The organism is Bordetella genomosp. 4, assembly GCF_002261185.1.
Taxonomy (GTDB): domain Bacteria; phylum Pseudomonadota; class Gammaproteobacteria; order Burkholderiales; family Burkholderiaceae_B; genus Bordetella_A.
In genome coordinates this window covers 19,182-43,059 of the sequence record NZ_NEVQ01000023.1, presented here as the reverse complement: position 1 = coordinate 43,059, position 23,878 = coordinate 19,182, and the positions used below count along the sequence as shown (strand labels likewise).

General features: G+C 60.9%; 25 protein-coding genes. 11 read left to right on the top strand and 14 right to left on the bottom strand.

Annotated elements, in window-relative coordinates:
• Nucleotides 1-15: 15 nt before the first annotated feature.
• Nucleotides 16-1,929, bottom strand: a complete 1,914-nt coding sequence (gene thiC / locus CAL20_RS24680; protein WP_094824237.1) for a phosphomethylpyrimidine synthase ThiC — start codon at nucleotides 1,927-1,929, stop codon at nucleotides 16-18.
• 354 nt (nucleotides 1,930-2,283) lie between these two features.
• On the opposite strand from thiC, the gene CAL20_RS24675 reads away from it, so the two are divergent.
• Nucleotides 2,284-2,883 carry a SecDF P1 head subdomain-containing protein gene (locus CAL20_RS24675; protein WP_094824238.1) on the top strand — a complete coding sequence of 200 codons (600 nt, stop codon included), beginning with the start codon at nucleotides 2,284-2,286 and terminating at the stop codon, nucleotides 2,881-2,883.
• A gap of 188 nt (nucleotides 2,884-3,071) precedes the next feature.
• On the opposite strand, the gene CAL20_RS24670 is transcribed toward CAL20_RS24675, so the two are convergent.
• Entirely contained in the window at nucleotides 3,072-4,577 is a 1,506-nt protein-coding gene (locus CAL20_RS24670) for a tripartite tricarboxylate transporter permease (protein WP_094839316.1), read from the bottom strand.
• 18 nt (nucleotides 4,578-4,595) lie between these two features.
• Nucleotides 4,596-5,060, bottom strand: a complete 465-nt coding sequence (locus tag CAL20_RS24665; protein WP_094839315.1) for a tripartite tricarboxylate transporter TctB family protein — start codon at nucleotides 5,058-5,060, stop codon at nucleotides 4,596-4,598.
• 222 nt (nucleotides 5,061-5,282) lie between these two features.
• Here CAL20_RS24665 and CAL20_RS24660 point away from each other — a divergent pair, with 222 nt between their 5' ends.
• A complete protein-coding gene (locus CAL20_RS24660) occupies nucleotides 5,283-5,732 on the top strand; it encodes a MarR family winged helix-turn-helix transcriptional regulator (protein WP_254924462.1) in 450 nt (149 codons plus the stop codon).
• Nucleotides 5,733-5,747: 15 nt separating this feature from the next.
• On the top strand, nucleotides 5,748-6,488 hold the full coding sequence (locus tag CAL20_RS24655) for an ABC transporter substrate-binding protein (protein WP_094824241.1): 741 nt from the start codon (nucleotides 5,748-5,750) through the stop codon (nucleotides 6,486-6,488).
• Between the two features lie 160 nt (nucleotides 6,489-6,648).
• Here the strand turns inward: CAL20_RS24655 and CAL20_RS24650 are convergent, their stop codons facing one another.
• Nucleotides 6,649-7,158 (bottom strand): acyl-CoA thioesterase, encoded by a 510-nt coding sequence (locus CAL20_RS24650; RefSeq protein ID WP_094839388.1) that lies wholly within the window; start codon nucleotides 7,156-7,158, stop codon nucleotides 6,649-6,651.
• A 124-nt stretch (nucleotides 7,159-7,282) separates the two neighbouring features.
• Between CAL20_RS24650 and aqpZ the strand changes: the two genes are divergently transcribed.
• Both aqpZ and CAL20_RS24640 read left to right on the top strand, forming a co-directional pair.
• Nucleotides 7,283-7,990: an aquaporin Z gene (gene aqpZ, locus CAL20_RS24645; protein ID WP_094824242.1), complete on the top strand. Its 708-nt coding sequence runs from the start codon at nucleotides 7,283-7,285 to the stop codon at nucleotides 7,988-7,990.
• 52 nt (nucleotides 7,991-8,042) lie between these two features.
• Nucleotides 8,043-8,777 (top strand): SDR family oxidoreductase, encoded by a 735-nt coding sequence (locus CAL20_RS24640; RefSeq protein ID WP_094824243.1) that lies wholly within the window; start codon nucleotides 8,043-8,045, stop codon nucleotides 8,775-8,777.
• A gap of 499 nt (nucleotides 8,778-9,276) precedes the next feature.
• Here the strand turns inward: CAL20_RS24640 and CAL20_RS24635 are convergent, their stop codons facing one another.
• The 7 genes from CAL20_RS24635 to rpe form a co-directional block, all read right to left on the bottom strand.
• Nucleotides 9,277-9,462, bottom strand: a complete 186-nt coding sequence (locus CAL20_RS24635; RefSeq protein WP_094839314.1) for a hypothetical protein — start codon at nucleotides 9,460-9,462, stop codon at nucleotides 9,277-9,279.
• 53 nt (nucleotides 9,463-9,515) lie between these two features.
• Nucleotides 9,516-10,304, bottom strand: a complete 789-nt coding sequence (gene trpC / locus CAL20_RS24630) for an indole-3-glycerol phosphate synthase TrpC (protein WP_094824245.1) — start codon at nucleotides 10,302-10,304, stop codon at nucleotides 9,516-9,518.
• A complete protein-coding gene (gene trpD, locus CAL20_RS24625; RefSeq protein WP_094839313.1) occupies nucleotides 10,301-11,332 on the bottom strand; it encodes an anthranilate phosphoribosyltransferase in 1,032 nt (343 codons plus the stop codon). The genes trpC and trpD overlap by 4 nt, the downstream gene beginning before the upstream one ends.
• 19 nt (nucleotides 11,333-11,351) lie before the next feature.
• The gene (locus tag CAL20_RS24620; RefSeq protein WP_094824247.1) at nucleotides 11,352-11,915 is read right to left on the bottom strand and encodes an aminodeoxychorismate/anthranilate synthase component II; all 564 of its coding nucleotides are present in this window, start codon (nucleotides 11,913-11,915) and stop codon (nucleotides 11,352-11,354) included.
• Nucleotides 11,916-12,049: 134 nt separating this feature from the next.
• Nucleotides 12,050-13,570 (bottom strand): anthranilate synthase component I, encoded by a 1,521-nt coding sequence (trpE, locus tag CAL20_RS24615; RefSeq protein WP_094824248.1) that lies wholly within the window; start codon nucleotides 13,568-13,570, stop codon nucleotides 12,050-12,052.
• Between the two features lie 226 nt (nucleotides 13,571-13,796).
• Nucleotides 13,797-14,492: a phosphoglycolate phosphatase gene (locus CAL20_RS24610; RefSeq protein WP_094824249.1), complete on the bottom strand. Its 696-nt coding sequence runs from the start codon at nucleotides 14,490-14,492 to the stop codon at nucleotides 13,797-13,799.
• 415 nt (nucleotides 14,493-14,907) lie between these two features.
• Nucleotides 14,908-15,615, bottom strand: coding sequence for a ribulose-phosphate 3-epimerase (rpe, locus tag CAL20_RS24605; protein ID WP_094824305.1), 708 nt, complete (start codon nucleotides 15,613-15,615; stop codon nucleotides 14,908-14,910).
• Nucleotides 15,616-15,741: 126 nt separating this feature from the next.
• On the opposite strand from rpe, the gene apaG reads away from it, so the two are divergent.
• Genes apaG through CAL20_RS24580 form a run of 5 tightly spaced genes read left to right on the top strand, consistent with a single transcriptional unit; the run spans nucleotide 15,742 to nucleotide 20,395 of the window.
• Complete coding sequence (gene apaG / locus CAL20_RS24600; protein WP_094824250.1) at nucleotides 15,742-16,116, top strand: Co2+/Mg2+ efflux protein ApaG; 375 nt, start codon at nucleotides 15,742-15,744, stop codon at nucleotides 16,114-16,116.
• Between the two features lie 27 nt (nucleotides 16,117-16,143).
• Entirely contained in the window at nucleotides 16,144-17,442 is a 1,299-nt protein-coding gene (gene mltA / locus CAL20_RS24595) for a murein transglycosylase A (protein ID WP_094824251.1), read from the top strand.
• Nucleotides 17,439-18,608 (top strand): UbiH/UbiF family hydroxylase, encoded by a 1,170-nt coding sequence (locus tag CAL20_RS24590; RefSeq protein WP_094824306.1) that lies wholly within the window; start codon nucleotides 17,439-17,441, stop codon nucleotides 18,606-18,608. Before mltA ends, CAL20_RS24590 begins: the two co-directional genes overlap by 4 nt.
• A 19-nt stretch (nucleotides 18,609-18,627) precedes the next feature.
• On the top strand, nucleotides 18,628-19,410 hold the full coding sequence (locus CAL20_RS24585) for a DsbC family protein (RefSeq protein WP_094824252.1): 783 nt from the start codon (nucleotides 18,628-18,630) through the stop codon (nucleotides 19,408-19,410).
• A gap of 28 nt (nucleotides 19,411-19,438) precedes the next feature.
• A complete protein-coding gene (locus CAL20_RS24580) occupies nucleotides 19,439-20,395 on the top strand; it encodes a D-2-hydroxyacid dehydrogenase family protein (protein WP_094824307.1) in 957 nt (318 codons plus the stop codon).
• A 189-nt stretch (nucleotides 20,396-20,584) separates the two neighbouring features.
• Here the strand turns inward: CAL20_RS24580 and ttcA are convergent, their stop codons facing one another.
• Together ttcA and folB are read right to left on the bottom strand one after the other, a co-directional pair.
• Nucleotides 20,585-21,589, bottom strand: coding sequence for a tRNA 2-thiocytidine(32) synthetase TtcA (ttcA, locus tag CAL20_RS24575; protein WP_094839312.1), 1,005 nt, complete (start codon nucleotides 21,587-21,589; stop codon nucleotides 20,585-20,587).
• Between the two features lie 24 nt (nucleotides 21,590-21,613).
• The gene (gene folB, locus CAL20_RS24570; protein WP_094824254.1) at nucleotides 21,614-21,973 is read right to left on the bottom strand and encodes a dihydroneopterin aldolase; all 360 of its coding nucleotides are present in this window, start codon (nucleotides 21,971-21,973) and stop codon (nucleotides 21,614-21,616) included.
• Between the two features lie 125 nt (nucleotides 21,974-22,098).
• Here folB and CAL20_RS24565 point away from each other — a divergent pair, with 125 nt between their 5' ends.
• Complete coding sequence (locus tag CAL20_RS24565) at nucleotides 22,099-22,998, top strand: NAD(P)/FAD-dependent oxidoreductase (protein WP_094839311.1); 900 nt, start codon at nucleotides 22,099-22,101, stop codon at nucleotides 22,996-22,998.
• Nucleotides 22,999-23,090: 92 nt separating this feature from the next.
• Here CAL20_RS24565 and CAL20_RS24560 read toward each other — a convergent pair whose 3' ends face one another.
• Nucleotides 23,091-23,852 carry a maleate cis-trans isomerase family protein gene (locus CAL20_RS24560; protein WP_094824256.1) on the bottom strand — a complete coding sequence of 254 codons (762 nt, stop codon included), beginning with the start codon at nucleotides 23,850-23,852 and terminating at the stop codon, nucleotides 23,091-23,093.
• Nucleotides 23,853-23,878 lie beyond the last annotated feature (26 nt).

Genomic DNA, 23,878 nt, shown 5'->3' with positions numbered 1-23,878 from the left:
CAATCAAACAAACGATCAAGTCTGCTGATAAATCTCAGCCCCCTTGCGTACAAACTCGACCGCCTTCTCGCGCATTCCTTGCTGCAACGCGTCTTTCTCACTAACCCCCTGTGACGCCGCGTAATCACGCACGTCCTGCGTGATCTTCATGCTGCAGAAATGCGGCCCGCACATCGAGCAGAAGTGTGCGACTTTCATTGAGTCCTTGGGCAAGGTCTCATCGTGAAACTCCTTGGCCGTATCGGGATCCAGACCCAGGTTGAACTGGTCATCCCACCTGAACTCGAACCGCGCCTTCGATAGCGCATTGTCACGAATCGCTGCGCCTGGATGGCCTTTGGCCAGGTCTGCTGCATGCGCAGCGATCTTGTAGGTGATGATGCCGTCCTTGACGTCTTTCTTGTTCGGCAAGCCCAAGTGCTCTTTAGGCGTGACATAGCAGAGCATTGCCGTGCCATACCAGCCGATCAATGCGGCGCCGATGCCTGAGGTGATGTGATCGTAGCCAGGGGCGATGTCGGTCGTCAGCGGCCCCAGGGTATAGAACGGCGCCTCGTGGCAATGCTCGAGCTGCAGCTCCATGTTTTCCTTGATCATCTGCATCGGCACATGGCCCGGTCCCTCGATCATGACTTGCACGTCGTGTTTCCAGGCGACTTGAGTCAGCTCGCCCAACGTCTTGAGCTCGGCGAATTGGGCCTCGTCATTGGCGTCGTAGCCTGAGCCAGGCCGCAGGCCGTCGCCCAGCGAAAAGCTGACGTCATAGGCCTTCATGATCTCGCAGATGTCCTCGAAGCGTTCGTACAGAAAGCTTTCTTTGTGATGCGCCAGACACCACTTTGCCATGATGGAGCCGCCGCGTGACACGATGCCTGTCATGCGGTCTGCGGTCATGGGAATGAACGGCAGGCGCACGCCCGCGTGTATCGTGAAATAGTCCACGCCCTGTTCGGCTTGCTCGATCAAGGTGTCGCGGAAAATTTCCCACGTCAGTTCCTCGGCCTTGCCGTCTACCTTTTCCAGCGCCTGATAGATCGGCACGGTGCCGATGGGCACCGGCGAATTCCGGATGATCCATTCACGGGTTTCATGAATATGTTTGCCGGTAGAGAGATCCATGACCGTATCGCCGCCCCAACGGATAGCCCAGGTCATTTTTTCGACTTCTTCGCCTATGCCCGAGCTGACGGCGGAATTGCCGATGTTGGCGTTGATCTTGACCAGGAAATTCCGCCCGATCGCCATGGGTTCGACTTCGGGGTGATTGATGTTGGCCGGGATGATGGCGCGGCCACGGGCCAGTTCCTCGCGGACGAATTCGGGTGTGATCACGGCGGGAATAGCGGCGCCGAAAGATTGGCCAGGATGCTGGCGCAGCAGACGGCGGGCCATTTTCTCGCCATCCGGGCCGCTGGCGCGCAGCGTTTCCAGATAGTGTTCACGGCGCAGATTCTCGCGGATCGCGACAAATTCCATTTCAGGCGTGACGATGCCGCGCCGCGCGTAATGCATCTGCGAGACGTTGGCGCCGGATTTGGCTCGGCGCGGAGGGCGTTGCAGGTCAAAGCGCATGGCCGTCAATTTGGGATCCGTCAGGCGCGACTGGCCGTATTCGCTGGTGGGGCCGCTCAGCAGCTCGGTGTCGCTGCGCTCTTCGATCCAGGCCTTGCGCAGCGCAGGCAGGCCGCGGCGGATGTCGATGCGAACATCGGGATCGGTGTAGGGGCCGCTGGTGTCGTACACCGTCAAGGGAGGATTGCTTTCGCCACCGAACATGGTGGGCGTGGTGTCCTGCGAAATCTCCCGAAAAGGCACGCGGATGTCCGGCCTGGAGCCGATTTCGTAGACTTTACGGGATTTGGGCAGCGGTGCGACGGCCGCGGCATCGACTTGCGCCGTAGCGGCGAGGAACTTGGGATTGGCGTTCATGGAAAGCTCCAATAATGAGGTTGGAGCCGATTGGGGATGGATTCCGGGCCAGATAGGACGAACCCGGCCCTGGGAGACAGGCCTGGCGCGGAATACGCTCCCAGCATCGGCATTATCCGTACTGGTACGAAGGGACTCTCTCAACACGCCGCCCCGGAAAAGGCGACGAGTACCCCTGCGTGAAACCGAAGTATAGGTGGTATCGTGGTTGTATGGTCGTATTTCGTCGCTTTACATCTGCATACGGTTGGGGCTATCGGGACACGCAACGGCCCTGTACACTTTTTGTAAGCTGGGTGGCGGTCAATGACCCGGCATGCAGCTCCCTCAGTCATTGAAAAAGGAATAACCATCATGCAACTCACTATGCGCAAACTGGCTCCCGCGCTGGCTGTCCTCACGCTTGCACTGGCCGGCTGCCAAACTCCGCCAAAGCAAGGGACAGACGGTGCTGCCAGCGGTACCACCGCGCCCCAGACGCCGGCTCAGCCCGCGACGGCTTCCGCAGTTGAGTTCTATGTGGCTCAAGCGACGACGGCGCCCGGCCTGACGGAAGTCAAGATTCCCGATGGATCGTTGTTCATCCAGCGTCAGCCTGTGCTGACGCGTGCCGATCTGAGCGAAGCCGCCGCCCTGGTTGATCGTCAAGGACAGAATTTCGTCGGCCTGCGCTTTACAGAGGCCGGTGCCCGTAAATTGAACGAGGTGAGCAGCCAGAACATCGGCAACATGCTGGCGCTGGTCATCGATCGTGAGCTGGTCGCCGCTCCGCGTATTGCCGAGCCGCTGAACCGTGGCGTGCTGGCCTTTGGCGTGCCATCGGCCCAGGCTGCATCCGACATTGCGGCCAAGATCCGTGGCGATCAAGGGCAAGCCGCTCCGGCTAATGGCGCAGCACCTGCCGCGCCCGCCAAGCCGGCTCCCGCCGCTCCGGCTCCGGCCGCTCCGCGTTAAACGATTCGAGTGAGGGCGGCGTCAGCCGCCTTTGCATACGTCTCACGAGACGCTTTACCGCCCCCTCGGGGGCGTTTGTATTTTCGAAGCGGCTCACCGAACGGCAAAAAGGCCTGAGATGAAAATCATCTCAGGCCTTTTTTATTGATGCACAGCAGACGATCCGATTTAACGGACCGTCTCTGAAATCAATCCTCTTCGACGAAGGTTTCCTGGCGTTTCTTGCGGATGGAGGGCAGCGCCACCAACACCACGAGAATCAACGCCGCCGCCAGCAAGGACGCCGACAAGGGGCGCTCGATAAAGGTGAAGAAGTCACCGCGCGACAGCAGCAGGGCGCGACGGAAGTTTTCTTCCATCATGGGGCCCAGCACCAGACCCAGCAGCAGCGGGGCACCTTCGCACTTCAGTTTCGACCAGAAATAGCCGATGACCCCGAAGATCGCCGTGGTGAAAATGTCGAACGTGTTGTAGTTCAACGAATACACCCCGATCGTGCAGAACACGAGGATCGCCGGGAACAGAATGCGATAGGGCACTTTCAGCAGCTTGACCCAGACGCCGATCAACGGCAGGTTCAGCACCACCAGCATCAGGTTTCCGATCCACATCGAGGCGATCAGACCCCAGAACAATTCCGGGTGGCTGGTCATGACCTGCGGGCCCGGTTGAATGTTGTGGATGGTCATTGCGCCAACCATCAGCGCCATCACGGCGTTACCCGGGATACCCAGGGTCAGCAGCGGGATGAACGAGGCTTGCGCACCTGCGTTGTTGGCCGATTCGGGGCCAGCCAGGCCTGCAGGGTGGCCTTTGCCGAAACGCTCCGGTTCTTTGGAGAGTTTTTTCTCCAGGGTGTAGGACGCGAAGGCCGACAACACGGAACCGCCGCCAGGCAAAATACCCAGAATCGAACCCAGAGCGGTGCCACGGATGATGGCGGGCGCTGCTTCGCGGATTTCCTGTTTGTTGGGGTACAGCGAACCGATCTTGTCCTGGAGTTCGACGCGGTTTTCTTTTTGCTCGAGGTTGGACAGGATTTCGGCAAAACCGAAAACACCCATGGCCACGATGGCAAAGTCGATGCCGTCTTGCAGTTCGGGGATGCCGAAGTCATAGCGGGCCACACCCGAGTTGACGTCCGTACCCACCATGCCCAGCAACAGGCCCAACAAGATCATGCAGATGGCTTTAGGCAGTGAGCCGGAAGCCAGCACCACTGCACCGATCAGACCCAGGGTCATCAACGAGAAGTATTCGGCCGGACCGAATTTGAACGCGATTTCGGACAATGGGGGCGCGAAAGCGGCGATCAACAGCGTTGCCACGCAGCCAGCAAAGAACGACCCGATAGCTGCCAGCGACAGTGCCGCGCCCGCGCGCCCATTACGTGCCATTTGGTGGCCGTCCAGCACGGTCACCACTGCCGAAGTCTCACCCGGCAAGTTAACCAGAATTGCGGTGGTTGACCCACCATATTGCGTGCCGTAGTAGATGCCCGCCAGCATGATCAAGCCAGCAACAGGGGGCAGCACATATGTGATCGGCAGCAACATGGCGATCGTGGGTACGGGGCCCAGACCCGGAAGCACGCCGACCAATGTGCCGAGGATGCAGCCTAGCAGGGCGTACAGTAGGTTTTCAGGTGTGAACGCAACCGAAAATCCGATCGCCAAGTGTTCCATCAATTCCATGATTGTGTCTTCCCCTTATTAGTTCATGCCTAGAAACGACGGCCATAGCGGGAAAATCAATCCCAGACCCTTGATGAACGCCAGCCAGCAGAACACAACAAGGAAGATGGCGTTGAGCAAGGCGACGCGCCAGCTAAATTCATGGCTGGCGATACTGCTGCCCACGACGAGCAAGAACAGCGACAGATAGAGACCCAGCGGACGCAGCAGCACGCCGAATAGAACGACGGAGCCGATGATGATGAACAGGATTTTGAAATCGAACTTGTCGATTTTGGTTTCCGTGGCTTTGGGGGACATCGCTCCCAATGCCACCACGGCTCCCAGAATGGCCAGGCATATCCCTAGCCAAAAAGGAAAATAACCGGGGCCCATCCGGGCGGATGTCCCCATGGAATACTGCGTGGCGCCATACGCAAATCCCAGGCCGATTAGGGTAAACATCACCCCCGACCAGAAATCTTGCTTATTCCTTAGCTGCATAAAAGGTCTCCGTATTGTGTCGTGCCATACTGCTCGAGCATGGGTGGCGGAGACCTAATGTCTAAGGACGCATGAAGCTTGGACAAAAAAACGTATAAAAAAATATGGCACGGCGGCGCGAGCCATATCAGGGTTGCCAAGCGTCCGGACACTAAGCGCACCGCCAGCACGCAAAGTCCAAGTCGAACGGATCGTATCACGATGTAGTTTAGAATTCTGTTGGTGAATCCTCTAACTTTTCAGGGGGCAAAGATCGACACGCAGGAATTGCAACCGGCGGATTTTGCAACCTTGGCCGAGTTTCGTTATGCCTTGCGTTGCTTCACGATTTTCAGTGAGGCCGAGGCGCATGAGCAGGGGCTGTCCCCGCAGCAACATCAAGCGTTGCTGGCCATCAAGGGCAGTGAGGCACAAGCCCTGACCATTGGCGAGCTCGCAAACAAGCTCTGTATAAAGCACCACAGCACCGTCGAACTCATCAGCCGATTAGTGCGCATGGGCATGGTGTCACGTTCGGTCGACCCCCATGATGGCCGGCGTGTGCGGGTGACGTTGACTGCCTTGGCCGAAGCAAAATTGCAGGCGCTGTCGGCGGTGCATCTCGAACAACTGAGGCGCATCGGGCCTTTGTTGATTAAATTATTGGACCAATTCGGTTCTTCAACTCGCTGAAAAAACGACCACCAGATGGACACTACCCCTGAATTACGTGCTGTTTTCACCCCTGCTGGGCGCCTGCGTGCGTCGATCAACCTGGGCAATCCCATCTTGGCCGGACGCAATGCTGCCGGTGAACCTGCAGGCGTATCGATCGACCTGGCACGCGAATTCGCCCGCCGTCTAGGGGTCGAGCTCGAATTGGTGGTGTTTGATACGGCCGGTAAATCCGTTGATGCTGTGACGGCTGAAGAGGCCGATATCGGCTTTTTTGCCGTGGATCCGGTGCGAGGCGCCGGTATTGCGTTTACGGCCCCCTATGTGCTGATCGAGGGTGCGTATCTCGTCAAGGACGACTCGCCGCTGCAATCCAACGACGAGGTGGACCGGCCCGCGCACCGCGTCGCGGTCGGTAAAGGCAGCGCCTACGATTTGTACCTGACGCGTGAGCTCAAGCACGCCGAAATCGTTCGAGCCCCGAGTTCTCCAGCTGTGGTCGATACTTTTCTTGAGCAGGGGCTGGAGGTAGCTGCAGGCGTACGCCAGCAACTGGAGTCGGATGCGCAGCGTCTGAGTGGCCTGCGCTTGCTGCCCGGGCGTTTCATGGTGATTCGCCAGGCGATGGGCCTGCCCAAAGGACGTGATGCCAGGGCAGCGGCGCTGCTCAGCGCCTTTGTCGAGGACATGAAAGCCAGCGGTTTCGTCGCTGACGCGCTCGCACGTCATGGCATTCAAGGGGCCTCTGTAGCACCGGCAGAACCCCGAGATTAAATTCTCATATTAGGGAAAATCCTAGGGATTTTGTGGCTCAATCCGTTGCGTTCGTGCAACGGTTTGGCTGTGTGTTTGCCATGCGTCAGGTACTGTTAAAAGATTTTTCGCGTGGCAACATAATCTACGGCGCGGTGCAAGCCAGAAGCAGAGCGATCCCTTAATCCGCCGAGCCGGGTGCTGGATCCTGCACGCGTTGTTTGATTTCTTCGTGGTGTCTTTCCATCTCTTGGCGCAACGCGCGGCGTTCGCTTGCCGCTTCGTAGCGTTGACGCTGCTCCAGGGTATGCAGGACCAACGGCGGGACGGCCGTCGGCTGACCGTTATCGTCAACCGCCACCATCGTGAAATAACAGCTGTTGGCGTGGCGCACGATTTGTTTGCGGATGTCTTCGGTGATCACCTTGATGCCGATTTCCATCGAGGTCCGGCCCGTGTAGTTCACGGACGCCAGAAAGGTGACCAGTTCTCCGACGTGGATCGGTTGCCGGAACACGACCTGATCGACGGACAGCGTGACGACGTAGTGGCCCGCATAACGGCTGGCGCAGGCGTACGCGACCTGATCCAGGTACTTCAAAATCGTGCCGCCGTGGACGTTGCCTGCAAAATTCGCCATGTCTGGCGTCATCAGGATAGTCATCGACAGTTGGTGATTGGTTTCTTGCATGGCAGACCGCGCGAGTGAAAAATGCCATGGTAATCGCTGGGCTTGTTGTTTTTGCAAAACTTGACGATACGCTGCCATTAAATAGGGGTACGATCACAAGCTCCATCCTTGGGAGAAGCCCATCATGTCATCATTATCCAAACGTTGCATGGCCGAGTTGATCGGTACTTTTTGGTTGGTGTTAGGCGGTTGCGGTAGCGCGGTGCTGGCGGCAGGTTTTCCCGAACTGGGCATTGGTTTTGCCGGGGTCGCCCTGGCATTCGGATTGACGGTGTTGACCATGGCTTATGCGGTAGGCCATATCTCGGGCGGGCATTTCAATCCGGCAGTCACCGTGGGGCTCGCGGTAGGGGGGCGGTTCCCGATGCGCGAAATTCTGCCTTACGTGGTGGTGCAAGTGATTGGAGCAATACTGGCGGCTGCCGTGCTGTATTGCATTGCGAGCGGCAAGCCGGGCTTTGATCTGGTGGCGAGCGGTTTTGCTGCGAACGGTTATGGCGATCATTCTCCGGGCAAATATGCCTTGGGGGCTGCACTGACATGCGAAATCGTTCTGACCTTCGGTTTTCTGTTTGTGATTTTGGGGGCGACTGATAAGCGCGCGCCGGCCGGCTTTGCTCCGATCCCGATTGGCCTGGCTCTGACGCTGATTCATTTGATCAGTATTCCTGTGACGAATACGTCGGTGAACCCGGCGCGCTCTACCGGCCCGGCGCTGTTCGTCGGAGGATGGGCGGTGGAACAACTATGGTTGTTCTGGGTGGCGCCGATTGTGGGCGCGATTCTGGCCGCATTGGTGTACCGTTTCGTAGCGGGGCGCCAAGACTCATGAGAAACCGTCGCCCCATTTGAGGGAGCGACACGTGTCTCAATCTGAAAAAATCATGTTGGTCACCGGCGGCGGCCGCGGAATCGGCGCCGCGGTGGCGCGTCTGGCTGCCCGCCGGGGGTATGCCGTTTGCGTGAATTATCGTCATCGTCGCGAGGATGCCGATGCGGTGGTGCGAGAGATCCTGACCGAAGGCGGGCGAGCCATTGCCGTCGGTGCGGATGTTGCCGACGAGGCGCAGGTCGTGCGGCTGTTTCAAACCGTGGACCGGGAGTTGGGCAGGGTGGACGCCCTGGTCAACAATGCCGGCATACTCGAGACGCAATGCCGGCTCGAGGACCTGGATGCTGCCCGTGTGACGCGTATTCTGATGACGAATGTTGTCGGCGCGGTGGTGTGCTGCCGCGAGGCGGTGCGGCGCATGAGCCCGCGTCATGGTGGACGGGGCGGCGCTATCGTGAATGTGTCTTCGGTCGCGTCTCGCTTGGGTTCGCCCGGGGAATATATCGATTACGCGGCGTCAAAAGGGGCGCTCGATACGTTGACGATCGGGCTGTCTAAAGAGGTGGCTGCTGATCAGATTCGCGTGAATGCGGTTCGGCCGGGAACGATTTATACCGAGATGCACGCCAGTGGCGGAGAGCCTGGGCGGGTGGATCGATTGGCTAGTGCGATTCCATTGCAGCGGGGCGGGACCGTTGAGGAGGTTGCGGGGGCGGTGATGTGGTTTTTTTCCGATGAGGCGGGGTATACGACGGGGTCGTTTATCGAGGTTTCCGGGGGGAAATAGGCTCGGTTTAGTTAGTTATTAGGTTAGGCGTTCGTTTGCTGGCACAGGGATGTGCTCATTAGGGATGTGCTCATTAGGCGTCCCTGCCGGGTGCGTGGGCGCCGTGCTGGCCCTATCGCTCGGTCTGGCCGCCTGCGCGGCCAGACTTCCCTTCACCAGCCTCGCCAGGCGGGGCGGCTGGGCAAACTCACTCCGCTACGCTCCGTTCAAACATGCCCAGCCGACTGCCCCCCGCCTGACAAGGCTGGTTCGGCGAACTCTACGGGCCAGCACGGCGCCCACGCACCCGGCAGGGACTCACAGTGGTGGCATGCCGAGGAGTGTTCAGATTTGTTTTGGCTGCTGCGGCGTGCTTCGTGGCCACGGCCAGTGCGGAGTGCGGCTGCGTGCATTGGAAGATCAGATGCCGAGGTGTTGTGCCGCCGTGATCAGATGTCCATTGGATGGCATACTTTGGCGTTCCATCGCGAGAGCCGATCAATGCTGCGTATTCGGGCGTTCAGATGCCGGTATTGGGGTAATTGGGCCCGGCGTCATGGAAGCCGCCGTTGCTGTACGGGTTGACTGCGCCGGGGTGTGGCGGGCCTGGGTCGTTGAGCGGTGCGCAACCGGCGAGGAGTGCGGTGAGGGCGATCAGCGCGAAGGTGGTGCGCAGGGCTGGCACGGTTGCACGAGAGGATTTCATGGCGGGTCTCCGGGAGTTGCGGTGCGCAGGGTCTGCCACCGCAAATCTGGGGGTTAGCGCATCAGGCGCGCCAATTCGGCGCCAGGGTCTTCGGCGCGCATGAAGGCTTCGCCTACGAGGAAGGCGTCAACTTTGTGGCTGCGCATGAGTTTGACGTCGTCGGGCGTCAGGATGCCGCTCTCGGTGACGACGCGCTTGCCGGCCGGGATGTGCGGCAGCAGATCCAGGGTGTTTTGCAGGCTCGTTTCGAAGGTGCGCAGGTTGCGATTGTTGATGCCCAGCAAGGTAGTTTTAAGGCTGAGGGCGATGTCGAGTTCTTTGGCGTCGTGCACCTCGACCAGGACGTCCATGCCGAGCTCCATCGCCAACGTTTCCAGATCGCGTAGCTGGTTCGGTGCCAGGGCGGCTACGATCAGCAGGACGCAGTCGGCGCCCATGGCGCGGGCCGAGATGACCTGATAGGGATCAATGACGAAATCCTTGCGCAGCACGGGCAGCGGGCAGGCCGCGCGGGCGCGGCGCAGGTTGTCGTGCGAACCCTGGAAAAATTGCACATCTGTCAGTACGGACAGGCAGGCGGCACCGTGCACCGCATAGGTGGCGGCGATCGCGGCGGGGTCGAAGTTTTCGCGCAAGACGCCTTTGGAGGGCGAGGCCTTTTTCACTTCGGCAATGACGCCGGCATGGCCCTGGGCGATCTTGTCTTCGATGGCTTGGGCAAAGCCGCGTACGTCCTGGCGAGCCTGCGCTTCGCGCAATAGCTCCGCTTCGCTGCGCAACTGGCGTGCCGTGGCGATCTCCTCAGCCTTGACGGCCAGGATCTTCGCGAGAATGTCGTTCATTTTTGAAATTTCCGGGTATAGGCGCAGAATTCTTCCAGCTTGGCGCGGGCCGAGCCGTTCGCAATTGTTTCAAAGGCCATCGATAGTGCCTGGCCGATGGTATCGGCTTTGTTGCCGGCGTAGATCGCCAACCCTGCGTTCAGGGCGACGATGTCGCGGGCAACGCCTTCGACATTGTCTAGGGCCTGAATGACAAGCTCGCGAGACTCCTCGCGGTTGGTCACTTTGATTCCTCGATTAGACACCATTGCCAGCCCATAGTCTTCTGGATGGATCTCGTATTCGCGGACTTCCCCGTCTTTGAGTTCGCCGACCAGGGTGGCGCCGCCGAGTGAGGCCTCGTCCATGCCGTCTCTGCCGTGCACGATCAGGACATGCCGTGAGCCCAGACGCTGCAAGACGCGTACCTGGATGCCGACCAGATCGGGGTGGAACACACCCATCAGCTGGTTGGCGGCGCCGGCGGGGTTGGTCAGCGGTCCCAGGATGTTGAAAATCGTGCGTACGCCCAGCTCTTTGCGGATGGGGGCGACGTTTTTCATGGCGCTATGGTGTGCGGGAGCGAACATGAAACCGATGCCGGTCGCCTGCAGGCATTCGGCGACCTGTTCGGGGCTGAGGACCAGATTGGCGCCCAAGGCCTCCAGCACGTCGGCGCTGCCCGATGACGATGAAGCACTGCGGCCGCCGTGCTTGGCGATGGGCACGCCAGCGGCAGCGGCGACAAACATGGCTGTGGTCGAGATGTTGAACGTGTGGCTGCCGTCACCGCCCGTGCCGCACATGTCCAGCAGGTCTTCGGGGTTAGGGGTGACGACCGGCGTGGCGAATTCGCGCATGACCTGCGCCGCTGCGGTGATTTCCCCTACGGTTTCTTTTTTGACGCGCAGGCCCATGATGAGTGCGCTGGCGATTTGCGGCGACATGTCGCCACGCATCAACATGCGCATCAGGTGCAGCATTTCGTCGTGGAAAATTTCACGATGTTCGATGCATCGGGTCAGTGCTTCGGTGCAGGTGATGGTCATGATGATTGTCCCCTCGTTATTAGATGTTCAGAAAATTGCGCAGCATGTCATGCCCGTGCTCGCTCAATACCGATTCAGGATGGAACTGTACTCCGTACAGCGGCAGCGTTTTGTGGCGGACGCCCATGATGTCGCCATCGGGGGCGGTCGCCGTGACTTCCAGGCAGTCTGGGAGGGTCTTGGGGTCGATGGTCAGCGAGTTGTAGCGGATCACGGTATACGGGCTCGGCAGACCGGCGAATATATCGGTGCCGGTATGCGAGACCTGTATCGTTTTGCCATGCATGATTTGCTGCGCACGCACAATATCGCCGCCGTAGGCCGCGCCGATAGCCTGATGGCCCAGGCATACGCCCAGAATCGGGACTTGGCCGGCAAAGCGCTGGATGAGCGGGACGGATACGCCGGCTTCGGCTGGTGAGCAAGGGCCCGGCGATACGCAGATGCGATCGGGCTTCATGGCCGCGATTTCGTCGAGCGTGATCTGGTCATTGCGGACAACCTGTACGTCTTCGCCGAGTTCGCCGAAGTACTGCACGAGGTTGTAGGTAAAGGAATCGTAGTTGTCTAGCATCAACAGCATGGGGCACCTGCGAGGATGAGTGGCGCGGTCGCTTGGAATCCGTGCATTGTTCTTTAAGAGGCGGCTTCAGATATAGGGTTCAGAGATGACCTTCGACCGCGGCGTATTTGGTTCGATATCGATAGTGGCTGGCCTCAGATCGGCTCGTCCAATCCGTGTTGCACTTGTTCAGCTGCACGCAATACCGCGCGCGCTTTGGCCTCGGTTTCGGCCCACTCCATCTCGGGGTTGGAATCGGCGACGATGCCGGCGGCAGCCTGGACGTACAGCATGCCGTTTTTGATGACGCCGGTACGGATGGCGATGGCCACGTCCATTTCACCACCGTAGCTCAAGTAGCCGGCTGCACCGCCATAAATGCCGCGGCGCACAGGTTCGAGCTCGTCGATGATTTCCATGGCGCGGACTTTGGGGGCGCCGGTCAAGGTGCCCGCAGGGAACGCTGCGCGCAGCACATCCATGCTGCTCATGCCGGGATTCAGATTGCCGGTCACGTTAGACACGAGATGCATCACATGCGAGTAGCGTTCGATGGTCATGGTGTCGGTGACTTTGACGGAGCCGACTTCGGCGACGCGGCCTACGTCATTGCGGGCCAGGTCGATCAGCATGACGTGTTCTGCGATTTCCTTGGGGTCGGCCTGCAGTTCAGCGGCGAGGGCCAGATCCTGCTCGGGCGTTGTGCCGCGTTTGCGGGTGCCTGCCAACGGGCGGATGGTGACTTGGGATTTGGCGACGCCGTTGTCCTGGATCTGCTCTTGGCGCACCAGGATTTCCGGAGATGACCCGACCACTTGAAAGTCGCCGAAATTCCAGTAGTACATGTAGGGCGAGGGGTTCAGCGAACGCAAGGCGCGATAGAGCGAGAGTGGCGAGTCGCGAAATGGTTTGGAGATGACCTGACCGATCTGGACTTGCATGAGGTCGCCGGCCGCGATGTATTCCTTGGCGCGATGGACAGCGGCGAGATAGTCTTCTTTTTTGAAGTCACGCTGCTCGTCGGTCAGCATGCTGGGGTGGCTGTAGGGAATGTCGACGGGGCGGCGCAGGCGGGTGCGCAAATCGAGCAGGCGGCGTTGGGCGCGGCTGTAGGCTTCGGGCTGATGTGGATCGGCGTACACCATCAGATAGGTGCGGCCCGCCAGGTTGTCGACGATGACTAGCTCGTCGACGTGCATCAGCATGATGTCGGGGGTGCCGCCGTCCATGCCGTCGGGAAACGGCTTGACTGCGGGTCCGAGGCGCGGCTCGATGTGACGGACGGTGTCGTAGCCGAAATAACCGGCCAGGCCGCCGCAGAAACGCGGCATGCCGGGGGGCAGGGCAACTTTGAAGCGGGCCTGGTACTGTTCAATGAACGCCAGCGGGTCGCCCTCGTGGGTTTCGACGATCTGGCCGTTGTGCAGGACTTCGGTGGTGGTGCCGCTGGCGCGGATCACGGTATGAGCAGGCAGGCCGATGAATGAATAACGCCCAAAACGCTCGCCGCCTACGACGGATTCCATCAGGCAGCTCATGTGGCCGTTTTGCGGGCCGCTATGGGCGAGTTTGAGGTAAATCGCCAGCGGGGTGTCCAGGTCGGCGTAGGTTTCCGAGATGAGAGGGATTCGGTTGTATCCCTGGGCCGCCAGAGCTTTGAATTCGATTTCGGTCATTTCAGATTTCTCGTTGGTGACCGGGCGCATCAACAAAAAAGCCCGGTCCAGTGTGTGGGTCCGGGCTTTGGCGCTGTTTTTATGCAGCTGCGGCGCTGGGATGCTGACGCGTCCAGGGCCGGGAAGGAACTATCGCCACCCGGAAGACAAACGCCACCAACGCCACGAGGCGTTGCGCATTTGGTTCGAGAGGCGAGCGTTCATATGAATCGGGTCGAGGTAAAAATCAAGTCTGTTGCTGCTCGGCGTTTTTGCGGGCGATCCACGCGGCCGCTTCAGCAATGCTGGCAACTATACCATCGACATCCAATCCGTGCACGTCCTGGCCTTCGTTGTAGCCATACGGTACTGCCAGCACCTGGATGCCGGCGGCGCGGCCGGCTTGGGCGTCGTTGACCGAGTCGCCGATGGCGAGCGCTTGGTCAGGGGTGACGCCCAGGCGTTCGCAGGCGTAGAACATCTGGTCGGGGTCGGGTTTGCGGCGCTCGCAGGTGTCGCCGCAGACGATTTCCTGGAAGAAGCCCGCCAGGCCGGTGCGTTGCAACAACGGGATGGTGAATTCGGTGGGCTTGTTGGTGACGACGGCCAGCTTGAGGCCCTGCTCGCGCATGGCTTTCAGGCCCTCGATGACGCCGTTGAAAATGGTGGCCTTGTCGCCGTTGACCAGGTGATAGTGCCGGTAGAACGATTCGCGGGCACGCTCGAACTCGGCGGGTGCCGGGTCGGCTGCGTGCAAGGATCCGGCCAGGGCGCGGCGTACCAGGTTGTCTACGCCTTTACCTACGAAGGTCGCCACGATGTCTTCGTGCAAGGCGGGCATGCCCAGCTCGATGCGCATGGCGTTGGCGGCGTGGGCTAGATCGGGGATGGAGTCTAGCAGGGTGCCATCTAGGTCTAGGAGGACGGCTTGGAAGGTGGTCATGAAAGGGTCCGTCGTAAATAAGGTTGGGCTTTTAGAAGGGGCCACAGGTGGGTTCTTTAGGCGTTTGTCCCAGCCGGTGAGCGGTGGCGGGCGGGCCTGGTCGGCTGACTCGTCCCCTCAACGGGGACTCGGCCTTCGTCCGTGTTCCATCGGCGGGCCGGGGGCCAAACTCGCTTCGCTCAGACATGGCCCCCGGACTGCCCCCGCCGATGGAACACGGACTCGGCAGCCTCCGACAGGCCCACCCACCACCGCTCACCGGCTGGGACAAACTCACGTCAGAGGCACATTGATGGGGTGGCATTTTTTTGTTGCCGGATCGTCTCAACAAAAATGGTTCCCTGGTGAGAGCGGCACGCCGAAGGCGTGGCGTGGCGGCTGTTGTTGCGCCCGGAGAGGTGCAAAGGCACGGGTTTTAAACCGTCAGTGTTCCGGCTTTGGCGATTTCATCGCGCAGGTCCTGGATGACTTTGGTGTAATCGGGTTTGCCGAAAATGGCGGAGCCGGCGACAAAGGTGTCCGCGCCAGCGGCGCGGATTTGCGCGATGTTGTCGACTTTGACGCCGCCGTCCACCTCCAGCAGGATGGGCTGGCCGCCGGCCTGGACCCAGCGGTCGATGCGCTGGCGGGCGTCGCGCAGTTTGTCCAGCGTGGAGGGGATGAAGCTCTGTCCCCCAAAACCAGGGTTGACCGACATCAGCAGGACGACGTCCAGCAAGTCCATCACGTGATCCATGGCGTCGAGCGAGCTGGCCGGGTTGAATACCAGGCCGGCCTGACAGCCGTGGTCGCGGATCAACGACAGGGTCCGGTGCACGTGGCGCGAGGCTTCGGGGTGAAAGGTGATGATGTTGGCGCCGGCCTTGGCGAACTGAGGGATCAGTTCGTCCACGGGTTCGACCATCAGGTGCACGTCGATCGGCACCTGGACGTGCGGCCGGATGGCGGCGCACACCATGGGGCCGATGGTCAGGTTGGGCACGTAATGGTTGTCCATCACGTCGAAATGGATCCAGTCGGCGCCAGCGGCAACGACGTTGCGGACTTCCTCGCCCAGGCGGGCGAAGTCTGCGGACAGGATACTGGGGGCGATACGGGTGAGGGCCGAGGATGAGGCGGGCATGATGATCAGGTTTCCACGGGCATAATGTGCCATTATTGTAATTTGCCGCGCGTGACGGTCGCCTGACAGGGCAATTTGTCGCTCGGCGCGTTGTCTAACCGCCTTTGTGCTCCTCGGAAAAGGCCCGTGAAACCGTACGACCTGACCGTCTCCGTTGCTCCGCGATTTGTGCCCGAGCAATCTGATCCCGCCGAACAGCAGTATGTGTTCGCCTATACCATCCGCATCACCAATACCGGCGAGCATCCCGCGCAGGTCATCAGCCGTCACTGGATCATCACCGACGGCAACCAGCACGTCGAAGAAGTCCGCGGGCTGGGGGTGGTGGGCCAACAGCCCTTGCTGGCTCCCGGCGAAACGTTTGAATACACCAGCGGCTGTCCGCTGCCTACGCCTGTCGGTACCATGCGAGGGACTTACCACTGCGTGGGCGAAAACGGCATCCCGTTTGAGGTGCCGATTGCCGAATTCCTGCTGGCCATGCCGCGTACCTTGCATTGACGGATTGACCGTCCCACTAGATTGCCCATGAATCGTTTTCTGAAATTGTTGTGCCTGCCGCCCTTGTTGGCGGCATTGGCTGCATGCACCACGCCACCGCCTTCCGGAGGCGGCCAGCCTGGCCAGCCCGGCTCGGTTAATGTGTCTGATACGGGGCCCTTGGTGGTGCCGCCGTTGACCGCCTTGCGGGATACGCCTGCGCGGAAGCTGGCCGGCCGTTTTCAACGCGCCGCCTGGGCCGAACTGCCAGGCTGGAGCAATGATGATCTGTCGCGTTTCTGGCCGCTGTTTTTGCGTAATTGCCAGGGGTTGATGCGGCAGACGACCGGCAATCTGGCTGCCCCGGCGCGTGCGACGCCGCGTGCGTGGCAGCCCGTGTGCGCGGCTGCCGTCAACCTCGGCAACACGGCCCCGGATGCGGCGACGGTGCGCCAGTTCTTGCAGACTCAGTTGCAGCCTTGGCGCTTGAATGGCGCCGATAACCGGCCTGCGTCCAATACGGTGACCGGATACTACGAGCCCCTCGTGACCGGCTCTCGCACGCAAGGTGGCCCGTATCAATGGCCGTTGTACGCGGTGCCGGACGATTTGCTGACGATTGATCTGGGGGCGGTGTATCCCGATCTGGCCGGCAAACGGGTGCGCGGCAAACTGGTGGGCAAGCGCGTTGTGCCTTATGACACGCGTGCGGCGATCGAGTCTTCGGGCACCCGTCCGCCAGTGATTGTCTGGGTGGACGATCCGGTCGATAACTTCTTCTTGCAGGTGCAGGGCTCCGGCCGTGTTTTGCTCAAAGACGGCCCCGACGCTGGTACGACGATACGTGTCGCGTATGCGGATCACAACGGTCAACCGTATGCGTCGATTGGCCGCTGGCTGATCGACAAGGGCGAACTGCGCGCCAACGAGGCGTCGATGCAGAATATCCGCGCCTGGGCGCAGCGTAATCCCGCACGTGTCCAGGAAATGCTGAACGCCAATCCTGCCGTGGTGTTTTTCCGCGAAGAGGCAGTGGTCGACCCCGAACTCGGACCCAAGGGCGCTTATGGCATCGCGCTCGCGGCACATCGTTCCATTGCAGTCGACACCAGTTTCGTGCCCCTGGGTACGCCGGTGTATCTCGCGACCACCTGGCCGGCGTCCGATCGTCCGTTGCAGGGGCTGGTCTTCGCCCAGGACACGGGGGCTGCGATCAAGGGCGCAGCGCGTGCCGACTTCTACTGGGGATTCGGCGATGAGGCCGGCGCCCAGGCCGGCCGCATGAAACAGCGCGGCCAGATGTGGGTATTGTGGCCGAAGCAGGCCGGGGAGCCCTCAGCACGATGACCAGCCCGATTGTGATTTGCGGTGCAGGGATTGTGGGTCTGGCCAGCGCGTTGGCGCTGGCACGGCGTGGTCAGCGCGTGACGTTGTTGGCGCCGCCTGCAACGGTGCCGGCCGCCAGCCCCGATGTCTATCATCCGCGGGTCTATGCGATCTCTCCGGCCAGCCAGCGCTTTTTGGCCGAGCTTGGCGTGTGGGACGCCATGCCTGCCTCGCGCATCACGCCGGTAGAGGCGATGGAAATTCATGGTGACGCAGATGGACGGGTAGAACTGAACGCCTGGCAGGCGGCACAGCCGCAGTTGGCGTGGATCGTCGAGTCTGGTGAAATCGAGCGGGTGTTGCTGCAGGCTGTGCGCATGTTCGGAATCCCCTGGTTGACCGAGCGTTGCGTCGATTACCGCCACGGTGCTGTGCAAACCAGCGCCGGCGATTGGATCAAAGCCGAGTTGTTCGTGGGCGCCGATGGCGCCTCGTCGCCGCTGCGTACCGCCGCAGGCATGCCGCACACATCGGTGCCGTATAACGACACGGGCCTGGTGGTGCATCTGAATGCCGAGCGGCCGCATCTCGGCACGGCATTTCAATGGTTCCGCGACGACGGTGTGTTGGCGTTGCTGCCCTTGCCCGATACGGCCGATGGACCTCAGGTATCGATGGTGTGGTCCATGCATGACGCGCAGGCAGAAACCCTGCTGGCCTTGGGCCCGGATGCGCAGGCGGCTCAGTTGGAGCAAATGCTCTTGCATGCGACCCATGGCCGGCTGGGCCGGTTGCAGGTGCGCAGCAAACTGCACGGATTCCCGCTGACGTTGGATCAAGGGCGCATGACGGCGCCCGGAATTGCCTTGGCGGGCGACGCGGCGCATCGCGTGCATCCGCTGGCCGGGCAAGGCCTGAATCTGGGCTTGGGCGACGTCGAGGCATTGGCTCGTGTCGTGGCCGAGCGCGAGCCTTATCGCCAGGCAGGCGATGAGCGCGTGTTGCGCCGTTATCAGCGTGCCCGTGCGGAATCGGTATTGGCGATGCGTGTGGCCACTGACGGCCTGCATCGTTTGTTTGGTGCGCGCAATGCGCCGCTGGCATGGTTGCGCAATGCGGGAATGCGTTGGGTGGATGCGGCGCCGCTGGTGAAACGTTATTTGATCGATGGCGCCTCGCGTAATTGAGACGCCCGAAGGAGCATGAATGAGTTTCCGTTTTTCGTCTTGCCTGGCTAAGGTCCTGTGTGCCGCCGGGTTGGTATGGTCAGTGGGCGCCTGGGCACAGGCTGCATCATCGGCGCCGGCCGGCTCGGCCTCCGAACAGTCGGCCAAGAGCGACACCTCCGCGTCGGATCCCGCCGCCCAGGCGGTCGCCAAACGTTTTGGCGAGTTGTTTACCGACTTGGAGGTCACTGCGGCGCGCCGTACGCCGTACGGGATTTACGAGGTGCAGATCGGTAGCGACCTGATCTACACCGACGAAAAGGTCACGTGGGTCATGGAAGGCCCGCTCATCGACGCTGCTACGCGTCGTGACGTGACGCGAGAGAGCCTGGAAAAGCTGGGCTCTGTGTCGTTCGATCAATTGCCGCTGGACTTGGCCGTCAAGCAGGTGCGAGGCAATGGGACCCGCAAAATGGCGATTTTCGAGGACCCTAACTGCGGCTACTGCAAGCAGCTGCACAAGACACTGAAAGACGAAGACAACGTCACGATTTATACGTTCCTCTATCCCATTCTGGCGCCGGATTCGACCATCAAGTCGCGTGATGTGTGGTGCGCTAAAGACCCTGCCAAAACGTGGCAGGATTGGATGCTCGACGGCAAAAAGCCGCCGACCGCCGAGTGCGATGCCCCGATTCAGCAGGTCCTGGCCTTGGGCCAAAAACTGATGGTGCGCGGCACGCCCGCGATATTTTTCCAGGACGGCAGCCGGCTTAATGGCGCCGCGCCGTTAGAGATGGTTCGGAGCCATTTGGGCAAATAACCGGAGACTTACCGTGAGTGCGGATACGATCAGCATTGCGTTACTCGATGACTATCATGGCGTGGCCGAGCGTTACGCCGACTGGACGACGTTAGGGCCGAATGTGCGGGTTCAGACGTTTCGCGATTATTTGCCCGAGGGGGATCGAATCGCGGCGTTGCAGTCGTTTGATGTGATCGTTGCGATGCGCGAGCGCACGCCGTTTCCGGCAGCGTTGATCGAATCCTTGCCCAAGCTGCGCCTCTTGGTCACCACCGGCATGCGTAATCTGGCGATCGATCTGGACGCCTGCACGCGTCGCGGCATCGTCGTGTGCGGTGCACCGGGTAGTCCGGATGCCAACACCGCGACGTCGGAACTGGCGTGGACGCATATTCTCGCTTTGTTCAAGAACCTGACCGTCGAGGACGCCAATATGCGCCGCGGCCTGTGGCAAACCGGGATGCCGCGGCCTATCGCGGGCAAGCGGCTCGGCGTGGTCGGCCTCGGCAAACTCGGTACCGCAGTGGCTCAGGTGGGCAAAGCGTTCGGCATGAGCGTGCAAGCCTGGAGCCCCAATCTCACGCCCGAACGGGCGGAGCAGGCAGGTGTCGAGTATGCGTCCAAGCAGACCTTGTTTGCCGAAGCCGACGTGATCAGTTTGCATCTGATCCTGAGCGATCGTACGCGCCATGTGGTGGACGCGGCCGCGTTGTCGGCAATGAAGCCCTCGGCATTCCTGGTCAATACCTCGCGTGCGGGGCTGGTGGATCAGGAGGCTTTGCTGGACGCTTTGCGCAAGGGGCGTATTGCAGGAGCCGGGCTGGACGTCTTCGAAGAAGAACCGCTGCCGCCCACCGATGCATTGCGTGCGTTGGACAACGTCGTCCTGACGCCGCACCTCGGATATGTCAGCCCCGAAAATTTCACTGCGTTCTATCGCAGTGCGGTCGAGTCGGTGCAGGCGTGGTTGGCAGGCAAGCCGGTACGCGTGTTGAACGCTTGAGTGAGACGAGGCCGGCGCTCGATATCGGTCAGTCGTGGGATCCGGCGGGACCGACCAAGGCGAGGCCCCGGCGACGCCACGGTCTTAGGCCCGCGCTGCCGCGCCGGATGCCGTCGATGTCTTATTGACCGCAGAGCATGGGCACGTGCCAGCGTGATGCTCGTGCCCCGCCTTTTCCTGCCAGCATTTTTATCTGCGCGTAAATACGATTTTTTGCTCGGCCATCGGCTCGTCTGCGGAGCGGTGGCTGTGCGTCGTGTTGCGATCGTCACCATCGTCATGACAGCCCTGATCCGCGTTTGATGCGGCATCATTCGCGGGGTCTACCGTGTCAAATGCGGTGTCGCCATTCACGTCCGGCACGCCTGTGGGTTTCAGTCCCACGAAATCAAACAAGTCACGATCCATCAAGTGCGACGGCACGACGCTGGACAGCGCGCTGAACACGTTCCATGAACGTCCCGGATGTTGGCGATCCCAATCGCGGATCATGCGCGAGACTTCCTGGCGTTTCAGGTTTTCCTGCGAGCCGCAGAGATTGCAAGGAATGATGGGGAACTGCTTGAGTTTCGCGTACGCGATCAAATCGCTTTCGGGCACATAGGCCAACGGCCGGATGACGGTATGGCGGCCGTCGTCCGAGACGAGTTTCGGCGGCATGGCCTTGGTCTTGCCGCCGTAGAACAGATTCAGGAAGAACGTGGCGAGAATATCGTCGCGATGGTGGCCCAGCGCGATTTTGGTTGCGCCCAGTTCGTCGGCCACGCGATACAGAATGCCGCGCCGCAGGCGCGAGCACAGCGAACACATGGTCTTGCCCTCGGGAATGACCCGGGTCACGATCGAATACGTATCCTGTGTTTCGATATGAAAGGGCACGCCGAGCGAGGTCAAATAGGTGGGCAGCACGTCGGGCGGAAAACCCGGCTGTTTCTGATCCAGATTGACCGCGACGATATCGAACGGAAACGGCGCGCGTTTACGCAGGCTGATCAGGATGTCGAGCAGTGCGTAGGAGTCTTTGCCGCCGGACAGGCACACCATGACGCGGTCGCCCGCTTCGATCATGTTGTAGTCGCTGAGTGCGCGCGTCGTTTCGCGCGCCAGGCGCTTGGTGAGTTTGTTGCCTTCGTGGCGGATTTTTTCTTCTGCACGTGTGCGGAAGGCCGCCGGGGTATCGCTGATAGCTTGCATGAGAGTTACGCCGTCACAGGCGGCTTAACGATTGATCTGAATTTCTACGCCGACAGCGGCGCAGTCCGAAAACGCCATCGGTTTGCTGATACGCAGTTTCACGGCACGTACCTCGGCAAAGTCGCGCAGCAGCCGGCGGGCGACTTGTTCGGACAGGGTTTCGATCAGGTTCACATGAGCCTGAGTGCATTCTTCGACGATGGCCTCGCGCAGGCGGCGGTAATCCAGCACGCTGTGGATGTCGTGGTCGTCGACGTCACGGGTGATATCGACGTCGAATTCCGCATCGATGTGCAGCGGCTGTGTGGCCCGGCGTTCGTGTTCCAGAATGCCAATGCGGGCATCCAGGGCCAGCCCGGAAAGAAAAATGCGGCGTGTAGGCATGATGTCTACCTGGTAGAGAGAACCGGAATTGTAAGGCGACCGGCGCCTATCGCTACAATTCCGCCCATATGCCCCTCGGTTTGGCCGGGTGGGCGCGGGATATCGACACACGGAATACGACAACCATGCAGCAATATGACGCGATCATCGTGGGCGGCGGTCCGGCCGGCGCCTCGTGCGCGATTTGGCTGGCTCGCCTGGGTTTGTCCCCTTTGCTGATCGAGGCGAGTTCACGCCTGGGAGGATTGGGTAACGATAACCCCTTTGCCGACGATTGGATCGCGGTTTTGCCGGGGGTGACCGGCCAGCAGACGGCGGCCAATATCGCCGAAAGCGTGCGGGCAGCCCAGGTGCCTGTGCGGTTGACGGCTCGCGCGCAGCAAGCTCACCGCGTCGAGAGCGGTTTCGAGGTGGACATTGGTATGGCAGGCGGTGGCACGGAAACCGTGTCCGGCCGGTCTTTGGTGATAGCCTCTGGCGTGCGGGCGCGTGGCTTGCCCGGACATCCGGCCGGCGCTACCTGGCCCGGCGTATTTATCGGTCCGGGCTCATCCATCGTGGCGCAAGACTACACGGGCCTGTCCGTCGCTGTGCTCGGCGGGGGCGACAACGCCTACGAGAACTTTGTCTATGTGCGCAACCGGGGCGCGCGCGACGTACATCTGTATGCGCGCAGCGTGCGCGCGCAGCAGCAGTGGGTCGCCCGAGCGGGCGAAGACGGCGTGCGCGTCGGCCCCTATCAAGTCGACCCCGTGGCACGCACCGTTGACGGGCGCGCCTATGACCTTATCCTCGTCTTTTACGGCTGGGAGCCGCAGGCGGCGTTCGCCGAAGGGCTGGGTCTGCAGTATGGCGAGCGTGGTTATATCCAGACCCACAGCGCTACGGCCGAGACCACCGTGCCCGACGCCTACGCCATCGGAGAAGTCGCCAACCGCATGCATCCCTGCGTCGTGACCTCGATGGCCGACGGCGTGGTCGCCGCCAAGGCAATTCAACGCCGCTGGGAACGCGGCACACAGTGATGAGGCGGGTAGATGAGGCTGTCTACCCGTTCATCGCGCGAAGACGTAGGCGGGCGCCATGCGCCTGCCCACCGGGCTGTCCAACTCGCGCCTCAGTATTTGCCGGTCAGCAGTTCACCCGCGTCCGGAACGCGCGTCTCCAGCTGCAGTACCTGCAACATGCGATAGACCGTTGCAGCAGCGGCCGTGATCACCGGCAGGCCCAGCCGGTCCTGCACCGGCTGAATCGAGGCCAGCGAGGGCATCTGTACGCAGGCTGAAAGAACGACAGCGTCCACGCCACGCGTGTTCAGGCGGTTGACGTGCTCGGCTGGCGCCAAGGGGTTTTGTGCGCCGACCTGCAGATTGTCGGGGATTTCCAGCGATACGCTGTCGTGCACTTCGATGCCTTCATTTTCGATGTAGTCCACGACCAACTTGGTCAGGGGCTTCATGTAGGGGGTCAAAATCGCGACCTTGCGCGCGCCGATGGCATGCAGGCCTTCGACCAGCGCGCCTGCGCTGGAGATGACCGGAGCAGGCCCGCCATTGTCTACGGTTGCCTGATGCAAACGTTCCTGGGAGACTCGGTGATATCCCAGGCCTTGGCTCATGATGGCCACCAGGCAGGCATAGCCCAGCACATCGACACGCGCATCAGACAGCTCTTGTGCGCAGCGGTCGGACTCTTTATCCATCGAGGCCAGTTCGGCAGCCGTGACCTGCTTCATCCGCATACGGCTGGAGTGAAAGGTATAGCGCTCGGGGGCAAAGGCTTCGCGTCGGCGCAGCATTGCCGGGATTTCCGTTTCCATGGTGGTATTGGAGCTCGGAACGATTTGGCCGATCCGAATGGTACGGGGCGATGAAGTCATATGAAATCTCCAGAAAAAAGGCGCAA